At 61.1% G+C, this 21272-nt stretch carries 17 protein-coding genes; 4 read left to right on the top strand and 13 right to left on the bottom strand.

The annotated features are described in order from the left end of the window. Window positions 1-46: 46 nt before the first annotated feature. Window positions 47-940, bottom strand: a complete 894-nt coding sequence (gene phhA, locus HWX34_RS13495) for a phenylalanine 4-monooxygenase (RefSeq protein WP_178972723.1) — start codon at window positions 938-940, stop codon at window positions 47-49. A 138-nt stretch (window positions 941-1078) separates the two neighbouring features. Between phhA and HWX34_RS13490 the strand changes: the two genes are divergently transcribed. Beyond that, the gene (locus tag HWX34_RS13490; protein ID WP_045846266.1) at window positions 1079-1552 is read left to right on the top strand and encodes an Lrp/AsnC family transcriptional regulator; all 474 of its coding nucleotides are present in this window, start codon (window positions 1079-1081) and stop codon (window positions 1550-1552) included. A 3-nt stretch (window positions 1553-1555) separates the two neighbouring features. On the opposite strand, the gene HWX34_RS13485 is transcribed toward HWX34_RS13490, so the two are convergent. Together HWX34_RS13485 and HWX34_RS13480 are read right to left on the bottom strand one after the other, a co-directional pair. Beyond that, a complete protein-coding gene (locus tag HWX34_RS13485) occupies window positions 1556-2479 on the bottom strand; it encodes a DUF808 domain-containing protein (protein ID WP_178972722.1) in 924 nt (307 codons plus the stop codon). A gap of 127 nt (window positions 2480-2606) precedes the next feature. Further along, the gene (locus HWX34_RS13480; RefSeq protein WP_178972721.1) at window positions 2607-3515 is read right to left on the bottom strand and encodes an ion channel; all 909 of its coding nucleotides are present in this window, start codon (window positions 3513-3515) and stop codon (window positions 2607-2609) included. A gap of 113 nt (window positions 3516-3628) precedes the next feature. Here HWX34_RS13480 and cls point away from each other — a divergent pair, with 113 nt between their 5' ends. Further along, window positions 3629-5077: a cardiolipin synthase gene (cls, locus tag HWX34_RS13475; protein WP_218645177.1), complete on the top strand. Its 1449-nt coding sequence runs from the start codon at window positions 3629-3631 to the stop codon at window positions 5075-5077. A 10-nt stretch (window positions 5078-5087) separates the two neighbouring features. Here cls and HWX34_RS13470 read toward each other — a convergent pair whose 3' ends face one another. The 3 genes from HWX34_RS13470 to HWX34_RS13460 all read right to left on the bottom strand — a co-directional run bounded on the left by HWX34_RS13470 (window position 5088) and on the right by HWX34_RS13460 (window position 8238). After that, window positions 5088-5789, bottom strand: coding sequence for a methylated-DNA--[protein]-cysteine S-methyltransferase (locus HWX34_RS13470; protein WP_255496730.1), 702 nt, complete (start codon window positions 5787-5789; stop codon window positions 5088-5090). After that, window positions 5786-6694 (bottom strand): DNA-3-methyladenine glycosylase, encoded by a 909-nt coding sequence (locus tag HWX34_RS13465; RefSeq protein ID WP_178972720.1) that lies wholly within the window; start codon window positions 6692-6694, stop codon window positions 5786-5788. Before HWX34_RS13465 ends, HWX34_RS13470 begins: the two co-directional genes overlap by 4 nt. A gap of 104 nt (window positions 6695-6798) precedes the next feature. Continuing rightward, on the bottom strand, window positions 6799-8238 hold the full coding sequence (locus tag HWX34_RS13460) for a glycoside hydrolase family 1 protein (protein ID WP_178972719.1): 1440 nt from the start codon (window positions 8236-8238) through the stop codon (window positions 6799-6801). Between the two features lie 96 nt (window positions 8239-8334). On the opposite strand from HWX34_RS13460, the gene HWX34_RS13455 reads away from it, so the two are divergent. Continuing rightward, window positions 8335-9213, top strand: a complete 879-nt coding sequence (locus tag HWX34_RS13455; protein WP_218645176.1) for a LysR family transcriptional regulator — start codon at window positions 8335-8337, stop codon at window positions 9211-9213. 16 nt (window positions 9214-9229) lie between these two features. Here the strand turns inward: HWX34_RS13455 and HWX34_RS13450 are convergent, their stop codons facing one another. Beyond that, on the bottom strand, window positions 9230-10291 hold the full coding sequence (locus HWX34_RS13450; RefSeq protein WP_178972718.1) for a GGDEF domain-containing protein: 1062 nt from the start codon (window positions 10289-10291) through the stop codon (window positions 9230-9232). Window positions 10292-10411: 120 nt separating this feature from the next. On the opposite strand from HWX34_RS13450, the gene HWX34_RS21345 reads away from it, so the two are divergent. Further along, window positions 10412-10546: a hypothetical protein gene (locus HWX34_RS21345; protein ID WP_255496729.1), complete on the top strand. Its 135-nt coding sequence runs from the start codon at window positions 10412-10414 to the stop codon at window positions 10544-10546. A 267-nt stretch (window positions 10547-10813) separates the two neighbouring features. On the opposite strand, the gene narI is transcribed toward HWX34_RS21345, so the two are convergent. The 6 genes from narI to HWX34_RS13420 all read right to left on the bottom strand — a co-directional run bounded on the left by narI (window position 10814) and on the right by HWX34_RS13420 (window position 21220). Further along, window positions 10814-11500, bottom strand: a complete 687-nt coding sequence (gene narI, locus HWX34_RS13445; protein WP_178972717.1) for a respiratory nitrate reductase subunit gamma — start codon at window positions 11498-11500, stop codon at window positions 10814-10816. A gap of 58 nt (window positions 11501-11558) precedes the next feature. After that, complete coding sequence (gene narJ / locus HWX34_RS13440) at window positions 11559-12206, bottom strand: nitrate reductase molybdenum cofactor assembly chaperone (protein ID WP_178972716.1); 648 nt, start codon at window positions 12204-12206, stop codon at window positions 11559-11561. 3 nt (window positions 12207-12209) lie between these two features. After that, the gene (gene narH / locus HWX34_RS13435) at window positions 12210-13760 is read right to left on the bottom strand and encodes a nitrate reductase subunit beta (RefSeq protein ID WP_178972715.1); all 1551 of its coding nucleotides are present in this window, start codon (window positions 13758-13760) and stop codon (window positions 12210-12212) included. Continuing rightward, window positions 13757-17455 (bottom strand): nitrate reductase subunit alpha, encoded by a 3699-nt coding sequence (locus HWX34_RS13430; RefSeq protein ID WP_178972714.1) that lies wholly within the window; start codon window positions 17453-17455, stop codon window positions 13757-13759. The genes narH and HWX34_RS13430 overlap by 4 nt, the downstream gene beginning before the upstream one ends. Window positions 17456-17709: 254 nt before the next feature. Next, window positions 17710-19686 (bottom strand): methyl-accepting chemotaxis protein, encoded by a 1977-nt coding sequence (locus HWX34_RS13425; RefSeq protein WP_178972713.1) that lies wholly within the window; start codon window positions 19684-19686, stop codon window positions 17710-17712. Between the two features lie 154 nt (window positions 19687-19840). Further along, entirely contained in the window at window positions 19841-21220 is a 1380-nt protein-coding gene (locus HWX34_RS13420) for a NarK family nitrate/nitrite MFS transporter (protein ID WP_178972712.1), read from the bottom strand. Between the last annotated feature and the right edge of the window lie 52 nt (window positions 21221-21272).

The following is a 21272-nucleotide window of genomic DNA, read 5'->3' as shown; positions in this document are numbered from 1 at the left end:
CGGCGCTGGCCCTTGTCCATTTATGGCGGGCAAAAGTGGCAGCTGATTACAGGTCGTCGGTATCCGCCCAGCCTTCACGATTGCCCCGCTGGAACACCTTGTCGGCCGGGTCGATTTCTCCGGCGCCCAGTACCGGCTGTTGCAGCAGTTGTTGGTAGATGGGAGTGAAGTCCACCGCCGTGGCATCAAACAGCTGCTGGAAGCTGTCGATGACAAAATAGGTTTTCTGGAAGGTGTCGATACGGTAGCGAGTGCGCATCAGCCGTTGCAGGTCAAAGCCGATACGGTTGGGGCTGGCGCTGTCCAGACAGTACATCGATTCTGTCTTGCTGGATACGATGCCGGCACCGTAAATGCGCATGCCCTGTGGGGTGTTGATCAGGCCGAATTCCACCGTGTACCAGTACAAGCGCGCCAGCACCGGCAGGAAACCCAGGTGCTTGGCCTTCATTCCACCCTGGCCGTAGGCTTGCAGGTAATCGGCAAATACCGGGTTCATCAGCAGCGGGACATGGCCGAACAGGTCATGAAAGACGTCCGGTTCTTGCAGGTAGTCCAGCTGCTGTGGTTCGCGCAGCCACCAGGTTACCGGGAAACGGCGGTTGGCCAGATGCTCGAAAAACACATCATCCGGAATCAGTCCCGGTACTGCCACGATGCGCCAGCCGGTGGCTGCCAGCAGCTTTTGATTGAGCACGGCAAAGTCCGGCACGCGGTCGGCATCCACTTCCAGTTGCTGCAAACCCTGCATGAATTCATCACAGGCCCGGCCCGGCAGCATTGCGCATTGCCGCTGGTATAGCGTGGCCCAGGTGGCGTGGTCGGCCGCGCTGTAGCGCTCCAGCGGCTGTGGCAGGGTGTAATCGCTCGCATCGTGGGTCAGGCCCAGGTTTTTGCGGGTGGTGATGTCGGGAACGACAAAATCGCTGCGCTCGTTCATGGCGGCACATCCGGTAGGTGGGGATGCCTTCAGTGTAGAAGCCAGCGCCTGCGGCAGGTCCGCAAGTTTTGCCAACAAGGCAATTTTTTTGCATACTTCCCGCATGAAATAATCACTTCATGCAGGAAGTTCGCAAAAATGGAACTAGACCGCTTTGATTGGCAAATTCTGCAAGCCTTGCAGCAGGATGCCCGCAGCACCCACCAGAAGCTGGCGCAAGAGATTCCGCTGTCGGCATCGCAGATAGGCCGCCGCCTGCAACGCATGGAAGAAAACGGGGTGGTACAGGGCTATCAGGTGAATATCCTGCCGGACCGGATCGGCCTGTCGGTGATGGCGTTTGCCCATGTCAGCCTGGAGCGGCACAACGAAAGTGCCTTGCGGGAATTTGCCCAAGCCATCCACGCGCTGCCGGAAGTGCTGGAATGCTATGCCACCGCGGGCGAGGCCGATTACCTGCTGCGCATTGTGGTGGAGGACCTGCCCTCGCTATCGCGCTTTGTGATGAACCGGCTGATGCAGCTGTCGCTGGTGCGCAGCGTGAAGTCCACCATCATCCTGGACGCCATCAAGCACACCAGCAAACTGCCATTGCCACACACACGCAGCTGACGCTTAGCGTCGCAGACGCTGCCAGGCCAGTAACAAGCCCAACGCCAACGTACCGGCCATCATGCCCACCAGCACATCCAGAATGGCGGGCAACAGCAGGCGGGACAGGGCACCGACACCTGGCAGATGCGACAGCGGGTGCACCAGGCTCTCAATGGCATGGTGCAACCAGGGCCAGCCATGGCTGATGATGCCGCCACCCACCATGAACATGGCCACGGTGCCAATGACCGCCAGTGCCTTCATCAGCCAGGGCATGCCCTGAATCAGCCCGCGTCCGATCAGGCTGTTGATGGTACCGCCCCGGCACAGCAGGAACAGGCCGATATCGTCCAGCTTCACCAGCAGGCCGACAAAGCCATACACCCCCACGGTCATGATCAGCGCCACCCCCACCAGCACCACCAGTTGCGAGGTAAAGGCGGCGGATGCCACCGTACCCAGCGTGATGGCGATGATTTCCGCCGACAGCACAAAGTCGGTACGGATAGCTCCCTTTACTTTTTCCGCTTCGAGCTGCAACAGGTCGATGGCCGGGTCGTCCTGCATGGCTTCCAGTTCTGTCTGATGCACAGCGTCCCCGGTCTTGTCATGTAGCAGCGGATGCGCCAACTTTTCCATGCCCTCCAGGCAGAGATACACCCCACCCAGCATCAGCAAGGGCATCACCGCCCATGGTGCAAAAGCGCTGAGCGCCAGTGCCAGCGGCACCAGAATGGCCTTGTTGCGCAAGGACCCGCGCGCCACCGCCCACACCACCGGCAATTCGCGCTCGGCGCGCACCCCGGCCACTTGTTCGGCATTCAGTGCCAGGTCATCCCCCAGCACCCCGGCGGTCTTGCGCGCGGCCACTTTGGTCATGGCCGCCACATCGTCCAGCACGGTGGCAATATCATCAATCAAGGTTAACAGACTGGCTCCCGCCATGAATTTTCCTTCACTTCCTGATGCGGCTGGCCCGGTGGACCGCCGCTGTTATTGGCAGTCGGCATCGAGGCCGACCGGTCCTGAGCGACAGGCCGTGTCATTGTAGCGGAAGCGAGAGTGCGGGGAATCACATGCCGGGAGCATCCTGCTGCACCGGGGTGGCGGGCATGGGGGAGATGGCGTGCAACAGGCCGAAGTCGACATGGTCCTCGCCCTGATCATCGGTGTACAGCAAGTCCTGGTACTGGTAGTTCCAGCGGATGTCATCGTGGCGGAACACATGGCGCGAGGCCATGCTCTGACGGGTGATTTCATCGCTGCCGCTGATGGACAGGATGAAACCGGCACGCAGCCCGGCCAGCGCATCGGCATCCAGCCCGAACAGCGGGCTGTGCGCGTCGATCACATGCATCAGTGTCCAGCTGAGCACGAACATGGGATGGTGCTGGCGCTGTAATTTGAGGTCGTGCAGGCGGCGCAGGCGGGTGCCCTCGCGGCTGACGGTATCAAACAGCACATGCAGCTGGGCACTGGCATCCACAATGACATTCTGCCGGGCATTGGCAGCACGCAGCATCAGTACCGGCACGCCATCCATCTGGCGGATCACCGGATTCCGGGCAAACACGATGCGCGAGCGTGGCAGGGAAAAACGGGCAAAGGTAACGCCGGTTACCAGCGCCAGGCTCATCATGCCGATGAAGATTTCCAGCATGCTGATGATGTGGGCGTACACCGTTTGCGGGTGCATGTCGCCGTAACCCACGGTGGCCAGGGTTTCCACGCTGAAGAAAAACGCGCCCCAGAAATCGCGCGGAAACTGGTTGGCAATGCTGGCCTCGCCCAACTGGTACAAGCTGGCAAACAGCATGTTGAGCACAAAAAACAGCGCGGCAATGGCCACGTAAAACTGCGGCCAGCTCATGGTCATGGCCACGTGGTAGATGTCGTGTCCCAGTTTCAGCGGCAAGCGATGCACATGAATGATGCGCCCACCTACTTCCAGTTGCCGGCCCTTGCCCCCTGCTCTGTCCATATTCCGCTCTCCCGCTGTGCAGCCGCCATTGTGTGCAGCCGTCTCTGGTGGCGTCAATGCAGGTGTCCGCGCGCTTTGGACGCTGCCAGGCAGGCTCTGGCATGATGGCAGGCATGCCTGCCACGACTAGTCTGATCATCCTGCTGCATGTCAGCCTGCAACTGCTGCTGATCATGCGCGTGCTGTTGCGCCCCTACCGCGACCCCGCCGCCCGGGTGGCCTGGACCGTGGTGGTGGCCACCATGCCGGTCATGGGCATGCTGGCCTATCTGCTGCTGGGCGAAGTGAGCATAGGTCGCCGCCGCATGGCCAGGCTGGCACGCATCCAGCAGCAGTTGCCCCCCTTGCCCGCCCTGCCCCACACCGCGCCGCCGACGGCACTGTCAGCCACGGCCGGCCAGCTGTTTCGCATTGGGCAGTCCATCAGCGGCTTTGCCCCCAGTGCGGGCAACCGGGCGGAACTGATGCCGGACAGCGACAGCACCATAGACCACCTGGTGGCCGACATTGATGCTGCCCGCCATCATGCCCACCTGTTGTTTTATATCTGGCTGCCGGATAACAACGGCAGCCGGGTGGCCCAGGCCCTCATGCGCGCCGCGCAGCGTGGCCTCAGCTGTCGGGTATTGGTGGATGATGTGGGGTCGCGCTTGCTGTTGCGCTCTCCCTTGTGGCAGCAGATGCAAGACGCCGGGGTGAAAGTGGCGGCTACCTTGCCGGTGGGCAACCCTTTGCTGCGCCCCTTCAGCGGGCGGATAGACCTGCGCAATCACCGCAAGATCGTGGTGATAGACCACTACACCGGCTACTGCGGCAGCCAGAACTGTGCCGACCCTGAATTCCGCATCAAGCCGCGCTTTGCCCCGTGGGTGGATGCGGTCATCCGGGTGGAGGGCACGGTGGTACAGCAAATGCAGCGGCTGTTTGTCACCGACTGGATGCTGGCCATAGGCGAAGACCTGCTGCCGCTACTCACGACTACCCCAGCGCCGCCGCCAGAGCACCCGGCCAGCGGACTGCTGGCCCAGGTGATAGGCACCGGCCCCACCGCACGCCATTCGGCCATGCCGGAACTGTTCGTGGCGCTGATGTACAGCGCACAGCACCGCCTGACCATCACCACCCCCTACTACGTACCGGACGAAGCCTTGCAATCCGCCCTGTGCGCGGCGGCCCAGCGCGGGGTGGCCACCACCTTGCAGCTACCGGCACGCAACGATTCGCTGGTGGTGAGCGCCGCCAGCCGCAGCTATTACGCCGAGCTGCTGGCTGCCGGGGTGGTGATTGCCGAATATCACGGCGGCTTGCTGCACAGCAAACTGCTGACGGTGGACGAAGACATCTGCCTGATCGGCTCGGCCAATCTGGACCGGCGCAGTTTCGAGCTGAATTACGAAAACAATCTGCTGTGCCACGACCGGCAACTCACCACCGCCCTGCACCAGCGGCAGCAGCAATACTTGCAGCATTGCAGCCTGGTGGAGCCTGACAGCGTGGCTGCCTGGCCGCTGTGGCGACGGCTGTGGAACAATGCCATCGCCATGCTGGGGCCATTGCTATAAAACAGGGCGCTCAGTCGGCAAACAGGCCGGGTACGGTGTTTTCCTGTTCAAAGCGCAACAAGTCCGCCTTCAGCGCCAGTCCACCGGCGTAACCAGTCAGGCTGCCATCCGCCCCCAGCACCCGATGGCAGGGCACGATCAGTGCAATCGGATTTGTCGCATTGGCCCGCCCCACTGCGCGTGCCGCGCCGGGCTTGCCCAAGGCCAGTGCCAGTTCGCCATAGCTCATGGTCTGGCCGTAGGGTATCTGGCACAGCGCCGCCCAGACTTCCTGCTGGAAATCCGTACCGTGCGCCGCCAGCGGGATAGTAAAACTGCGCCGCTCGCCGCGCTGGTATTCGTGCAGCTGACGCGCCACCTCGGCCACGGCGGCGTCGTCGCGACGGCTGCCGGACAACACCGCCCGCTGCATTTCCTGTTCCAGATGAAAATCCAGCCGCAGCAAACGGCCTTGCAAATCCAGCCACACCATGGCGGGACCGAAGCGGGTGTCCACCACGCCGTGGCAAGCGGCATTGGGTGGCACGCTGCTGGCTGTCATGCTGTCATGCTCAGACACCGGACTGGCTGCGGTGCGGTTTGTGCTGGCGTCGCCACCGTCCCACAAGCCACCCTGGGCAAACAATGGAGCGGTGCTGCGGGAAGCTGGCGCGGGAAGGCTGGACAAGTCAGGTGCGTCCTGACTGAACAAATCGGATATCACGGGTTTCATGCTTGCTCCGTCAGGCTGGCCCACAAATGCAGGGTGGCCAGGCTGCGACAAGGGGAAAAGACTTGCATCAGCTGCTCGGTCTGGCGGGCATCGGGCCGGGCTGGCAGTGCATGAAAGCGCTGCAAGGCGGTGGCAAGGCCGCTGTCGCCAATCGGCGCACAATCGGCCAGGCCGAGGCCACGCAGCATCACATAGCGTGCAGTCCACGGCCCCACGCCATGCAGGGCCAGCAGTCGGCGTTCTGCCTCGGCAGCGTCCAGGCCGGACAGCACAGCCAGCGGCAGGCTGCCATCCAGCACGGCGCGGGCGGCACCCAGCAGGTACGCTGCCTTGGAACGGGAAAAACGCTGCGCCGTCAGCTGCTCGGCAGACAGTGCAGCGACCTCCCCCGGACCGGGATGGGCCAGCAAGTCACTGCCGGTAATCGGTACGCCCGCCAGTTGAATCAGGCTGCGTCTAAGCGCGGTAGCAAAGGACAGATTGATTTGCTGGCCGATGATGGCCCAGCACAGCGCCTCGAATGGCTCGGCGGTCAGCGGCAGCCACAGCGCGGGTTTGCCCGCCAGCAAGCGGGCGGCATCCGGCTGCTGGCGGGCCAGTTGCATCCAGGCCTCACGCTGGCCGTTCAGCCCGGCCATACGTCGCACCGCCTGCTGCACCTGCGGCAACAAGACAGGCCAGGGGTGGCTGGCCGCACCGCACACCCGGGCCTGCAAGCGGCCCGGTTCAAAACACAGCGCTAATTCCACCGCAGCCCCCTGCAGCAGCACGCCTTTGCGCAAGTGCCGGTCTTGCCAGCGTTCGGCCGGGCCTGCCTGGTCGCGGCCATGATAGGCCAGCACGCTTTGCGGCTGGTAATCCTCCGGCAAGGCCATTTCAAAACCGTGTTCCATCACCTGCTGCATGCTTGCTCCGACCATGCGGCCAAAGGTGCCGCGCTGGCGGGATTATCGCGCAGATGCCGTGCGCTGGCATCTTGCATCTTGTGCGCGAATTGCGCGGCCCGGCATCAGTCCAGGCAGGCTCCGCCGCTGGCAATCACCCGTTGATACCAGAAAAAGCTGTCCTTGCGGATGCGCTGCAGGCTGCGGCAGTCCTGTTCATCCCGGTCCACGTACACAAACCCGTAGCGCTTCTGATAGCCGTTGAGCCAGCTGAGGATGTCGGTGAAGGACCAGGCGCAATAGCCCAGCAAGTTCACGCCGTCACTGATGGCCTGCTGGCAGGCGGCAAGATGGCTGCGCAGATAGTCGATGCGGTAGTCGTCATGCACGCGGCCTTCTGCTGTCAGCTGGTCGAACTCCCCCAGCCCGTTTTCGGTAATCAGCAAGGGCAAGGCATAACGTGAAGTCAGGCGGCGCAGGCCGATACGCAGGCCGGTGGGGTCGATGGCCCAGTCCCAGTTGCTGGTGGGCACATGCGGATTGGGCCGGGTCTTGTACAGGCCGGGCACGCCGCTGGCAGGGGTGCTGCCTTTCTGGCCGGTGGTATTGATGCGCTGCATGCCCACGCCATCGGCCGGATTATCGGTATAGCAATGGGTCTGGTAGTAATTGACGCCGATAAAATCCGGCTGGCCGCGCCGCAGCAGTGCGGTATCGCCCGGCAGGATGTCCGGCGCTTCGCCGCGTGCTTGCAGCCAGTGCAATGCGGCTGCCGGGTAACGGCCCAGGCAATAGGTATCCAGCCACCAGAGGTTGGTAAATTCCTCGGCATTGTCAAAGGCCAGCATGTCCGCGGGGCTGCTGCTGGCGGCATAGGCCGGAGAATAGGCAAAGCTGGGGCCGATCAGCCCCTGCGGCACCCATTGGCGGAAGGCGGCAATCGCACTGGCATTGGCCAGAAAGGCGTGATGGTTGGCGGTGTAAAAACGCTTGCGGTCCTGCACGGCGGGCGGGTGGGTGCCCAGCAGGTAGGCATTGCTCAGGTTGTAGTTTTGCTCGTTCAGCGACACCCAGTATTTCACCTTGCTGCCAAAACGCTGATACAGGGTGATGCAATACTGGGTGAAGTCGGCAATGATGCGCCGGTCTTCCCAGCCGCCGTATTCGTCCTGCAAGGCCTGCGGCAAGTCCCAGTGATACAGGGTGAGCACCGGCTCGATGCCATGCGCACGCAGGCTGTCGATCAGCCTGTCGTAAAACGCCAGCCCGGCTTCGTTCGGCTGCCCGCGTCCATCCGGAAAAATGCGCGGCCAACTGACGGAAAAGCGATAGGCGGTGAGGCCCATTTCCGCCATCAGGGCGATGTCTTCCGGGTAACGATGATAATGATCCACCGCCACATCACCATTGCTGCCCTTGAACGTATGCCCCGGCTGGTGGCTGAAACTGTCCCATACCGAAGGGCCCTTGCCGTCGGCATTCCAGCCACCTTCTACCTGATAGGCAGCCGAAGCCGCCCCCCACAGAAAGTCCTCGGGAAACGGCAATAACTGTTGATGGTGCATGACATGGGCCTCCGGCAAAAAATTCATGCAGCAGCATGCACCCGGGCTATGATTCCATCCAGTGATGATTTTTCAACTTTTCCAGTCCTGCGAGGAATGATGGAAGTACGCGACGTGAAGGCATTTGTGGTGCTGGGCGAACTGCTGCATTTTGGCCAGGCGGCCAGCCGCCTGCATATCACCCAGTCCGCGCTGAGCAAACAGATACGACGGCTGGAAGATGAGGTTGGTGCGGCGCTGTTTGAACGCAGTGCCGGTGGCACCGTGCTGAGCAGCCTGGGTCAGGCCCTACATGCCGATGCCTGTCAGTGGCTGGAGGATGGACAAATCTGGCTGCGCAAGGCCAAGGCGGTACAGGCTGGCACGGCGGGGAGCTTGCGCATCGGCTTTGGCTCGTCCACTCATGCCTTGCTGCCCGCCCTGCTGTCGCACTTCCGGCAACAGCGGCCACAGGTGCAGATCGTGCTGAACGACCTGTCCAGCCACCATCAGTGGCAGGCCATGCGTGAGGGACGGCTGGACCTGGGCTTTTGCCGCCTGCCCGCGCCGGTCGGCTGGCCTTGTCTTACCGTGTTGCAAGACCGCTTCATGGCCGTGCTGCCAGCGGAACTGCCACCCGACGGCACCCTGCAAGACTTGGCAGCCCTGCCGCTGGCCTTGGTGGGACGGGACAAGGCACCGGCCTATCACGACCACGTGCAGCACTATCTGGCCAGCGCGCAACTGCACAGCGCAGGCCAGCAAAACGTCAGCGACTTCCCGGCCGCCATTGCCCTTGCCGCGGCAGGCATTGCCTGGAGCATCATCCCGGCGTCCACCAGCCTGGGGCAACAGCGTGTCCGCACCGTGCAGCTAGAGGGCGAGGCGGCCTGCTGGGAAATCGGGCTGATTCGCCCACCGGGCAAGCCATCCGCCCTGGTGGCAGGCTTCTGGGAACTGGCTGCGCAGCACCTGGCCACACACCGTCAAGCGTAAGCTGTGCCAGCCCTGCTCAGGCCGGAACCGTGACCGCGTTATTCTGGGCAAACACTACCTGACGCTTACCCAGGCGCTTGGCTTCATACATGGCCTGGTCCGCCGCGCGCAGTACTTCACTGACGGCCAGGCCGGACGAAAACGCCGCCACCCCGGCACTAAAACTGAAGCTGACCCCACCGGGCCTGGCCTCGGCGGCGGCGGTTTGCAATTGCTCCAGCAGTTGCCCGACTTCCGTAAGCGACGCCCGGCACAGCAGCAAACCGAACTCCTCGCCACCGATACGCCCCGGACAGGCTGGCTTGCTCAGCCGCTCCAGCAAGTCGGCAAAACACACCAGCACCTGGTCCCCCGCCGCGTGGCCGTGGCTGTCGTTGATCTGCTTGAAATCATCCAGATCAATCAGCACCCAGTACCAGTGCAGCCCCTTGCTGTCCGGCAAGCGCGCATCCAGGTGGGCAAACAGCGAGCGCCGGTTGGCAATGCGAGTGAGCGGGTCGATTTCGGCCAGCCGCCGGAATTCATCCTGCATGAAAAACATCGAGTACATCATGGCCAACATGGTGCGGTTCAGGGTGATGGCCACCACGAATACGCCGAACACCAGCAAGGCGAACAGCGCCGGAGCCACCCCCTGCAGCAGGTGTTGGCCGCTGATATAGCTGGCAGCAGTACCGGTAAGGCAAACAATGCCCAGACAGTCATACTTCGATGGTGTGACAAAGGCGTTGTAAAACCAGAGGGAAATGAGGATGGGGAGGATGAAAGGGTCGCCCCGCCCGGCCATGTCCTGCACTTCCAGCGCAAAAATCAGGATCAGCACCACCGAATACAGGCAGGTTCCCACCCGCCATAACAGGATGCTGGGCGAAAGGGCCTTGGCCAGACTGATCAACATGATGCAGGCTAGCAAGATGGCTTCGACATGCGAGATACCCGATGCCAGATAAGGGTTCATCAGGAAGCTGGCAATGATGAACACAATGCAGGCGCCTTCCAGAAACATGACCGGCTTGAACAACCTGCCGCGCATGTAATGGTAAAAATCTGCCTGGGTGGCTTTGTAATTGCTGTTCATGGTAATGGCTTTGCAAGACAAGGGGCAGACCACCGCAAGGCAGGCTGCAAAACAGGTCGGGGACGGCACAGTGGCCGCCAGCAAACAGCAGGCATCCTGCGGCCAGTGCATCAGTACGGAATGGAACAGCAGGCAAACAACAGGCAGGCCATGGTGAATGGTCGCGGTGACCATGTGGAGATACCGCAGCCCGGCTGGTACGGCAAGCGACAGACCATCCCCGACATCTTGAATTTGAAAGAACAGCTGTATTAATTTATTCGATCAAATACTAGCAGCATTGACGCAAATCACTTAGCCGCCAGCCCCCGAAGGCGCTGACTCTTGATCATTTCCTCCGGCGGATGCCGTGTACCCCACCAGACATGCCAGCCAGACAGCACAGTGAACACCGGCAAGCAGACCATGACAAGCTTGCGCGGCGACGGATGATTTTTCCGGTATAGCAGCACTGCCCACTCCAGAACAGGACAGCCATGAAAAAAGGCCCCGCAGGGCCTTTGCTGTTCAATGATTTGCCACTCAGGCGCGTGGGCGTACCAGCTGCCAGGCGCGGCCCAGATAAGCAACGGCGCCAAAGCCGCTCCACACATGCACCAGACGGGTAAAGGGGAAGATGACAAACACGCTCATCCCCATGAACAGGTGCAGCTTGAAGATGGGCGAGGCGGTCACGATGAACTGCGCGGCATCGCCACGGAAAGTCACCACATGCTGCGCCCAGGTCATCAGCAGCACCATTTCGTGGCCATCCAGATGCTGGGCGGACACGGCAATGGTGGACAGGCCCAGCAGCAGGGTGGCCAGCAGCCACAGCAGTACCAGTTTGTCGCGCCAGGTGGTGTTGGCTGCCAGACGTTCGCTGCTCAGGCGGCGATGCAGCAGGATCAACAAACCGACCAGGCCCAGCGAACCCATGATGCCACCGGCCGTCATGGCAAATACCTGTTTGAAGCTATGGGTGACACCCAGCGCTTCCCACACGCTCAGCGGGGTGAGCAAGCCCACCAGATGGCCAAAGAACAGGCCCAGCACGCCAATGTGGAACAGGATGTTGCCCAGGCGCAGATTACCGCGATACACCAGTTGGGAGGATTCGCTCTTCCAGCTGTACTGTTCGCGCTCAAAGCGAATCAGGCTGCCCAGCAAAAAGATGCTGAGCGCGATATAGGGATAAATCCCGAAAACAAATTGATGCAGATAGTCCATATCTCTCTCCTTGCTGTTCCGGCCAGCCCGTGACCGAGCGGGCCGGGAACGGGCAGATTCAGGCGCCGGGTCGCGACGGGTAGAAGTTGACCGGAGCAATGGCCGGCATGGCGGGCTTGAGCAGGGGCTCGCTGCCATCCACACCGGGGCCAAAGGTTTCCAGCAGTTCGTCCATGTCGCGGATCGGTGGCACGCTCAAGGGCTCGGGCGGCACTGGGGACAGCCACACCAGCAGGTCCAGCACCCCGGCATAGGGCGAGGACGAATCGCGCAGCTTGCCGGCGATATGGCCCAGCACATGCACCGCGTCGCCCAGCAGGCGGCTGCCCTCTTCTGCCTCGCACTGCGACAGGAACTCGAGGAACAGCGGTACGTAGTCCGGCAACTCGGCACAAACCGGCTCGAAACCGTGGGCCTTGTACTCTTCCATCAGGTCCACCATGGCCTGACCGCGGGCGCGGTCTTCGCCATGCACATGCTCGAACAGATGCAGCGAGTGCGCCGGGCTGCGGTCGAAGGTTTGCACATAGCCTTCCTGCAGCGCAATCAGATCGCTACCCTCCAACTGGGCCAGCAGCGGTTCCAGCATGCTGGCTGCCGTCGGCGTAGCCTGCAGTGCGCTACGGATGTCATCCAGCGCCGCCAGCAACTCGGGCTCCGGATAGCACAGCAGGGCCGAGGCAATCTTGAACAGTGACTGGTTCATGGCTTAGCTCCCGGCGTTGGCCTTGCGGTCGCGCCGCATGTCGTGGAACACGATGGGCGTGGCCTTCTTCTTGCCGAACAGACTGCCTTCGGATGTGCCGCCAGAGCAGCCATTGCCGAAGGTGAAGCCGCAGCTGGCCTTGTCGTCGAAGGTGTTTTCCACCATTTCCTTGTGGCTGGACGGAATTACGAAGCGGTCTTCGTAATTGGCAATCGCCATCACCTGGTACATTTCTTCCACCTGGGCCGGTTTCAGATGCGTGCCGCGCAGGGTGGCCGGGTCGCTGACCTTTTCCACGCTCTTTTTGCGCATGTAACGACGCATGGCCACCATGGTTTCCAGCGCGCTCACCACCGGCTCTTCCTTGCCTGCAGTCAGCAGGTTGGCCAGATAGCGGATGGGGATGCGCAGGTCCTTCACGTCCGGGATGATGCCGTTTTCACCGATCAGGCCGTTTTCCAGCGCACTCTGGATGGGCGACAGCGGCGGGATGTACCACACCATGGGCAGGGTGCGGTATTCCGGATGCAGCGGGAAGGCGACTTTCCACTCCATGGCCATCTTGTACACCGGCGAATTCTGCGCGGCAGTAATCCAGGCTTCCGGAATGCCCTGCTTGCGCGCTTCGGCCTGGATTTCCGGCGAATTCGGGTCCAGGAACACGCCCAGCTGGGCTTCGTACAGGCTCTTCGGGTCTTCCACGCTGGCGGCGGCTTCGATGCGGTCGGCATCGTACAGCAGCACGCCCAGGTAGCGGATGCGGCCGACACAGGTTTCCGAGCACACGGTCGGCTGACCGGCCTCGATACGCGGGTAGCAGAAGATGCACTTCTCGGCCTTGCCGCTGGTCCAGTTGTAGTAAATCTTCTTGTACGGGCAGCCGGACACGCACATGCGCCAGCCACGGCACTTGTCCTGGTCGATCAGCACGATGCCGTCGTCTTCGCGCTTGTAGATGGAGCCGGACGGGCAAGAGGCGACACAGGCCGGGTTCAGGCAGTGTTCGCACAGGCGCGGCAGATACATCAGGAAGGTGTTCTCGAAAGCCGAGTACATTTCCTTCTGGATGCCTTCAAACAAGGCATCCTTGCTGCGCTTGGAGAACTCGCCGCCCAGGTCGTCTTCCCAGTTGGGGCCCCATTCGATCTTGTCCATCTTCTTGCCGGTCAGCACCGACACCGGGCGGGCCGTCGGCGGCGTCTGCATTTCCGGCGCGTTCTGCAGGTGCTCGTAGTCGAAGGTGAAGGGCTCGTAGTAGTCGTCAATCGACGGCAGATTGGGGTTGGCAAAGATATTGGCCAGAATGCGCATCTTGCCGCCCTGCTTGGGCACCAGCTTGCCATTGGGCTTGCGCTCCCAGCCGCCCTGCCATTTTTCCTGGTTTTCCCAGTCCTTGGGGTAGCCGACGCCGGGTTTGCTTTCCACGTTGTTGAACCAGGCGTATTCCACACCGTCGCGGCTGGTCCAGACGTTTTTGCAGGTGACTGAACAGGTATGGCAGCCAATGCACTTGTCCAGGTTCAGCACCATGCCGATTTGTGCACGGATTTTCATTTGGTGTCTCCTGCGGGCTGTGCCACTTGGTCCAGCCAGTCAACTTTTTTCATCTTGCGCACGATGACGAATTCGTCACGGTTGGCACCCACCGTCCCGTAGTAGTTGAAGCCCCAGGACAACTGGGCGTAACCGCCAATCATGTGCGTGGGCTTGGTCACGGCACGGGTGACCGAGTTGTGGATGCCGCCGCGCTTGCCGCTGGTTTCCGCCCCCGGCACGTTCACGATCTTCTCCTGGGCGTGGTACATCAGCGTCATGCCTTCCGGTACGCGCTGCGATACCACCGCACGGGCGGTCAGCGTGCCGTTGACGTTGAACACTTCGATCCAGTCGTTGTCGACGATGCCAGCCTTCTTGGCGTCCACTTCCGACACCCATACGTGCGGACCGCCACGCGACAGCGTCAGCATGCGCAGGTTGTCCGAATAGGTACTGTGAATGCCCCATTTCTGGTGCGGGGTGATGAAGTTGAGCACCAGCTCGTGATTGCCGTTGGACTTCTTGCCCAGGATGGCCTGGGTGGTTTTCAGGTCCACGTGCGGCTTGAACACGCACAGGCCTTCGCCAAAGGCGCGCATCCACTGGTGATCCTGATAGAACTGCTGGCGGCCGGTGATGGTGCGCCATGGAATCAGCTCGTGCACATTGGTGTAACCGGCGTTGTAGCTGACTTCTTCGCTTTCCAGGCCAGACCAGGTCGGCGAGGAAATGATCTTGCGCGGCTGCGCCTGCACATCGCGGAAGCGGATGCTGTCATGCTCGCGCGGCAGTGCCAGATGGGTGTGGTCGATACCGGTTACCTTGGACAAGGCCTCCCAGGCTTTCACTGCCACGTGGCCGTTGGTTTCCGGTGCCAGGGTCAGAATCATCTCGGCCGCGTCGATGGCGGTATTGAGCTTGGGCTGGCCCTTGCCTGCGCCCTCGGCCACGGTATGGTTCAGGCCGCGCAGGATGTCCACTTCGTGGCCGGTTTTCCAGCTGATGCCCTTGCCGCCATTGCCCACTTTTTCCAGCAAGGGGCCGATGGAGGTGAACTTGTCGTAGATGGCGCCGTAGTCGCGCTCCACCACGGTCATCGCCGGCATGGTCTTGCCCGGCACCGGTTCGCACTCGCCCTTCTTCCAGTCACGCGGGTCAAACGGCTGGCCCAGTTCCTGCGGGGTGTCGTGCATCAGCGGGGTGAGCACCAGGTCCTGCTGCACGCCCAGGTAGTCCTTGCCGATTTCGGAAATCTTCTTGGCAAAGCCCTTGTAGATTTCCCAGTCGGACTTGGCTTGCCACAGCGGCTGCACGGCTTCGGACAGCGGGTGGATGAAGGGGTGCATGTCGGACGTGTTCAGGTCGTCCTTCTCGTACCAGGTGGCGGTCGGCAGCACGATGTCGCCGTACAGGCAGGTGGTGGACATGCGGAAGTCCAGCACCACCAGCAGGTCCAGCTTGCCTTCCACTGCCGGACGCACGGTGATTTCCGTCGGCTTGATGCAATCTTCCTCGTTACCCATCACTGCGTTCTGGGTGCCTAGCAGGTATTTCAGGAAGTACTCATGGCCCTTGCCGGAGCTGCCCAGGATATTGGAACGCCACACAAACATATTGCGCGGGAAGTTCTTCGGGTTGTCCGGGTCGTTGCAGGACATGTCCAGCGTGCCGTTTTTCAGGCTGTCCACGGCAAACGGAATGGCGTCCTTGCCAGCCGCCTTGGCCGCGCGGGTGATGTCCAGCGGGTTGGTGGTCAGCTGCGGGGTGGACGGCAGCCAGCCCATGCGCTCGGCCTTGGCGTTGTAGTCGATCAGGCTCATATTGGCCATCTTGCCGTCGGCAGTCGGGCACAGGATTTCGTTAATGCCCAGCTTTTCATGCCGCCACTGGCTGGTATGGGCGTAGAAGAAGCTGGTGCCGTTCATCTGGCGCAACGGGCGTACCCAGTCACCGGCAAAGGCCAGCGGTGCCCAGCCGGTTTGCGGACGCAGCTTTTCCTGGCCCACATAGTGGCACCAGCCGCCGCCGCTCTGGCCGATACAGCCGCACAGCATCAGCATGTTGATGATGCCGCGGTAGCTCATGTCCATGTGATACCAGTGGTTGAGCGCAGCACCGACAATCACCATGGATTTGCCATGGGTCTGGTCGGCATTCTGGGCGAATTCGCGCGCCACCTGGATCACCATTTCCGGCTTCACGCCGGTATGCTTTTGCTGCCAGGCCGGGGTGTACGGTACGTCGGCCATGTAGTCATTGGTGACGTTGCCGCCGCCCAGGCCACGGTCAATACCGTAGTTGGCTGCCATCAGGTCAAATACCGTGGCCACCAGCGCGGTGCTGCCATCAGCCAGCACCACTTTGCGCGCCGGTACATTGCGGGTGAGCAGCTCTTCGTGTTCGGCCCCAAAGTAAGGGAAGCCGACGCCAACCACTTCGTCACGGTTTTCAATCAGCGACAGGCGGGCCGATACCTCGCGCCCCGTGCTGCCGTCATGCTGTTGCAGGTTCCACTTGCCGCTCTGGCCCCAGCGGAAGCCGATGGAGCCGGTGGGTGCCACAATGTCGCCACTGGTTTCGTCAAAGACCAGGGTCTTCCATTCCGGGTTGTTGTCTTCGTTCAGGTTATTGGCCAGATGGCTGGCGCGCAGGAAGTAATCCGGCACATAGCGTTCGCCATCCTGACGCAACGTCACCAGCATCGGCATGTCGGTGTAGCGGCGGATGTAGTCGGTGAAGTAGGCCGACGGCTTGTCCAGGTGGAATTCCTTGAAGATGACATGGCCCATGGCCATGGCCAGCGCGGCATCGGTGCCCTGCTTCGGGGCCAGCCAGATATCACCGAACTTGGCCATTTCGCCAAAGTCGCTGGAAACGGCCACGGTCTTGGTGCCCTTGTAGCGCACTTCGGTATAGAAGTGGGCGTCCGGGGTACGGGTCATCGGGATGTTGGAACCCCACACCATCAGGTAGGTGGAGTTGTACCAGTCGGCCGATTCGGCCACGTCGGTCTGCTCGCCCCAGATTTGCGGGCTGGCCGGCGGCAAGTCGCAATACCAGTCGTAGAAGGACAGCGGCACGCCGCCGATCAGGCTGAGGTAACGGCTGCCCGCGGCGTAGGACACCATGGACATGGCCGGAATCGGCGAGAAGCCCACCACGCGGTCCGGGCCGTAATTCTTGATGGTATAGGCATTGGAAGCCGCGATGATTTCGTTGGCCTCATCCCAGTTGGCGCGCACAAAACCGCCCTGGCCACGCTTGCTCTTGTACTGCTTGGCCAGTTCCGGGTTCTGGCTGATGTGTTCCCAGGCTTGTACCGGGTCCATGCTCTTGCGCGCCTCGCGCCACAGCTTGGCCAGGCGACCACGGATCATCGGATATTTCACGCGTTGGGCCGAATACACATACCAGCTGTACGACGCACCACGCGGGCAGCCGCGCGGTTCGTGGTTGGGCAGGTCCGGCCGGGTGCGCGGATAGTCGGTCTGCTGGGTTTCCCAGGTAATCAGCCCGTTTTTGACGTACACCTTCCAGCTACAGGAGCCGGTGCAGTTCACCCCGTGGGTGGAACGCACGATCTTGTCGTGCTGCCAGCGTTGGCGATAGGCGTTTTCCCACTGGCGGTCTTCACTGACCACCGCCCCATGGCCGTCGGCAAAGGTGGATTTCACCTTGCCAAGGAAATTCAGTCTGTCCAGAAAGTGGCTCATCTTGCCTCCGAGTTTTTACCGCCAGATGCGGTGCCGCGGCCTCGCCGCGCAGCCTTTGCTTACGGTGGACAGATTAAGTCCGGGCAACAACGACGCCCATTCACCGCTGGTGGCAGCAGAGCAAAGCAGAGTGAGGAGGCTGGCTAAGCCATTGGGAGTAGGCAGAACTAGGCAGGCAGATCAGCTTGTTGAGCAAGCGCAGAGGCGAACAGAGGGCGACCACTGCGCCCTCTGGCATGAGATAAACAGCGTGCTTAGTGACTGGTGTGCTGGAAACGGTCGACCAGCTCCACCATTTTGCTGGCAGTACGATTAAGCTGGCCGGACAACGTGGCCGCTTCACTCACGATATGGGCATTGTTTTCTGCCAGTGCAGCAATCTTGCTGACATTGGTGGCTACATCATTACTGGCCGCTGTCTGCTCCTGCATGGCCAGCGTGGTGTTGCGGCTCTTGTCGGCGGTATCGCTGGCCTTGGCATGAATCATGGCCAGATCGGCCACGGTCAGGTCCACCTCGGCCATGCCGCCTTGCATGCGCTGGCGCGCAAGGGCCATTTGTTCGGCCACGCTGCGGGTTTCACGGCGGATTTCTTCAATCAAGGCGGCGATGTCCAGCGTTTCCTTGCTGGTGCGCTCGGCCAGCTTGCGCACCTCATCCGCCACCACGGCAAAACCACGCCCCATCTCACCGGCTCGCGCCGCCTCGATCGCAGCGTTCAGTGCCAGCAGATTGGTCTGGTCGGCAATTTCGCGGATCGCCGTGACAATACTGTGAATACCTTCCGACTTGTCGCGCAGCATGTTCACGCTTTCACCGGTATGCGTCAGGCCCTCAGCGGTTGCACCCAGGGTATGCGCGGTGGCCACCATACGCTGCCGGCCATCATCGACACAGCCCTGCATATCCTGAGCCACCTGCATGGCCTGCTGGGCATTGTCAGTCACGGCAGCAATGCCTGCCGACATTTGCTCAATGGCTGCGGCAATATCCACCGAAGAACGACTTTGCACCTCTGCGGTAGAGGCCGCCCGAGCCGATACACCACTCAAGGAACTGGCTGCCGCCATCATCTGGTGCGCTTCGCTCTTGACCTGACGCAGAGTGTCGACAAAGGCATCCACCAGATGGTCAAACGCATGGCTCATCCGGGCGACTTCATCACTGCCGGAAAACCCTGCCCGGCGGGACAAATCGAAATCGCGGCTCATGCCGCTCATCAACGACTCCAGCTTTGCAACTGGTCGCGCCACACTATGGTAGATGGCCAAACCCAATGCAGATAACAGCAGGATGGTGACCACTGAGCCTAGCACGGTAAACCACAGCTGAAACCTTGCCTGAGATAACAGGCGTTGCACATCCTCGTTCAGTTGCAGCAGCAAGCCGTCCTGTTGCTTTTTCAGATTGCCAATGTATGCACTGGCCATCTTGAACCACTGTGCCGGTGCCATGCCCTGCGGCTGACCTAAGGGCGTTGTCATGATTTGCTGGCGCATGCTTTTGACGGCTGCGGCCTCGGCAGACTGGTCTGTCTGCAAGGAGGCATCGCGAATGCCTGGCGATGCCACCAACTGCAACTGGCTGGCACAGGCTTGTTGCCGCGCCTGCATCCCCCCCGCCTGCAGCAAGGTGGCCTGGTCAAAGCTGCCACGCGCCAGCACGCCATTGATGAAACCACGCTCGCGCCCGGCAAACTCTTTCTGGCATTGCAAATTGACCAGGGCCACCGCATCCCGTGCCAATCCTGCATCACTGGTGCTGCCTGCCAGGCCCGCAATCAGGCGGATCAACTGATCGATATTGTCCGAATAGGCAGTAAACATCTCGGCGGCCGGCTGAGTACGGTTGTCGATAGCAGAACGTCCCTGCAACAAGGTGCGCACATGGGTATCGGCTGCGGCAGCCTGAGTGGCATCCGGCAACTGAGCCAGGCTGTCGTGAAATTCGGCCAGCGCGCTATCGGTTTGCTGTCGTGCCGTTTGCAGCTCTGGCGGCAGGCTGCTACCTGCCTTGCTCAAATAGCCATTGCTCAAGCCGCGTTCGGCCTGTAACTGGTGAATCAGGCCGCTGGCTTTTCCTGCAAGCTGCAATAACTGGCTTGATGTTTGCAGCTGTGCAAGGCTGTGCCATTTTTCCATCGACAGCACACCGGCAAGCCCGGTGACGACCAGGATGAAGGAAAAAATCAGCACGCTTAACCTGCTGGCGATGGAGAATCTGGACAACATGATGGCCTCACAATCATTGCGGTGTGTGTTGCAATGCTTTGCAGCATAGGCAATGATTCATCAGCAATAAATATGCCAATAAAATTTTAAAGGAGGCACATCTGTGCCTCCTTCTCTTTTCCGCCATGACCATGACGTCATGTGCTGCAAGTGATCAGCAAGGCATTTCCGCGTTTTTACGCGCGTAGAACCACCAGTTGATCAGCACGCAGCTGGCGTAGAACAGGATGAAAGCGTACAGCGCTGCCTCCACGCCACCGGTCATGGAAATGGACGTGCCATAGCTCTTGGGAATGAAGAAACCACCATAAGCCCCGATGGCACCGGAGAAGCCCAGCACCGCTGCGGCCTCACGGGTGGCATCGGCCTGAGCCTGTTTCTGCGCCGCCTCGCCCTTGCCGGCCAGACGCTGATGCAGGGTGAGGAAAATCACCGGCACCTGCATGAAGGTGGAGCCATTACCCACGCCGGTCAGCGCAAACAGGCACAGGAACATGGCAAAGAAACCCTGGAAACTGCCGCCCTGACCGGCATGCGGCAAAAAGCCCAGCACACCGCCCACCGCCAGCATCATCAGCAGGAATACCGCCTGGGTCACCTTGGCACCGCCAATCTTGTCCGCCAGCCAGCCGCCTACCGGACGCGCCAGCGCGCCCACCAGCGGGCCGTAAAACACATACTTGGTGGGGTCTACATCCGGAAACTGGCCTTTCATCAGCAGCGGGAAGCCGGCAGAGAAACCGATGAAAGAGCCGAACGTGCCAATGTACAGCCAGCACATCAGCCAATTGTGCTTGCGCTTGAAAATGATCACCTGATCGGCAAACGAAGCGCGGGCCGAAGCGATGTCATTCATGCCAAACCAGGCGGCAATGGTAGACAGCACAATAAAGGGCACCCAGACAAAACCGGCGTTTTGCAGCCACATTTTCTTGTGTACCGCCGCCTTCACCCAGGCTTGCGGCTCGCCGCCAAAGGCACCGAACACGCCCATGGTAATCACCAGCGGCACCACAAACTGCACCAGCGACACGCCCAGATTCCCCAGACCGGCATTCAGCCCCAGCGCCGTGCCCTTTTCCGCCTTGGGAAAAAAGAAGCTGATATTGGACATGGACGAGCTGAAATTGCCGCCACCAAAACCGCACAGCAGCGCCAGCACCACCATGGTGATGTAGCTGGTATTCGGGTCCTGCACTGCATAACCGATGCCGACAGCCGGAACCAGCAAGCTGGCGGTAGAAATGGCCGTCCACTTGCGGCCACCGAAAATCGGCACCATGAAGCTGTAGAAAATGCGCAGCGTGGCGCCAGACAGTGCCGGCAGCGCCGCCAGCCAGAACAGCTGGTTCTGGCTATAGCTGAAGCCGATATTGGGCATGTTCAGCACTGCCACGCTCCATACCTGCCAGATGACAAAAGCCAGCATCAGCGCAGGGATGGATATCCACAAATTGCGCCGGGCAACCGACTTGCCCTCCTGCTGCCAGAAGTCCTTGTTTTCCGGTTCCCACCGGTCCAGTACATGTGACATCACGTCCTCCCTGACGGCCACACGGCCGTCAATCAAAAATGGGGTTGCTGCT

This window comes from Aquitalea sp. LB_tupeE, from assembly GCF_013391415.1.
Classification (GTDB): domain Bacteria; phylum Pseudomonadota; class Gammaproteobacteria; order Burkholderiales; family Chromobacteriaceae; genus Aquitalea.
This window is presented reverse-complemented; position numbering and strand designations above follow the sequence as displayed.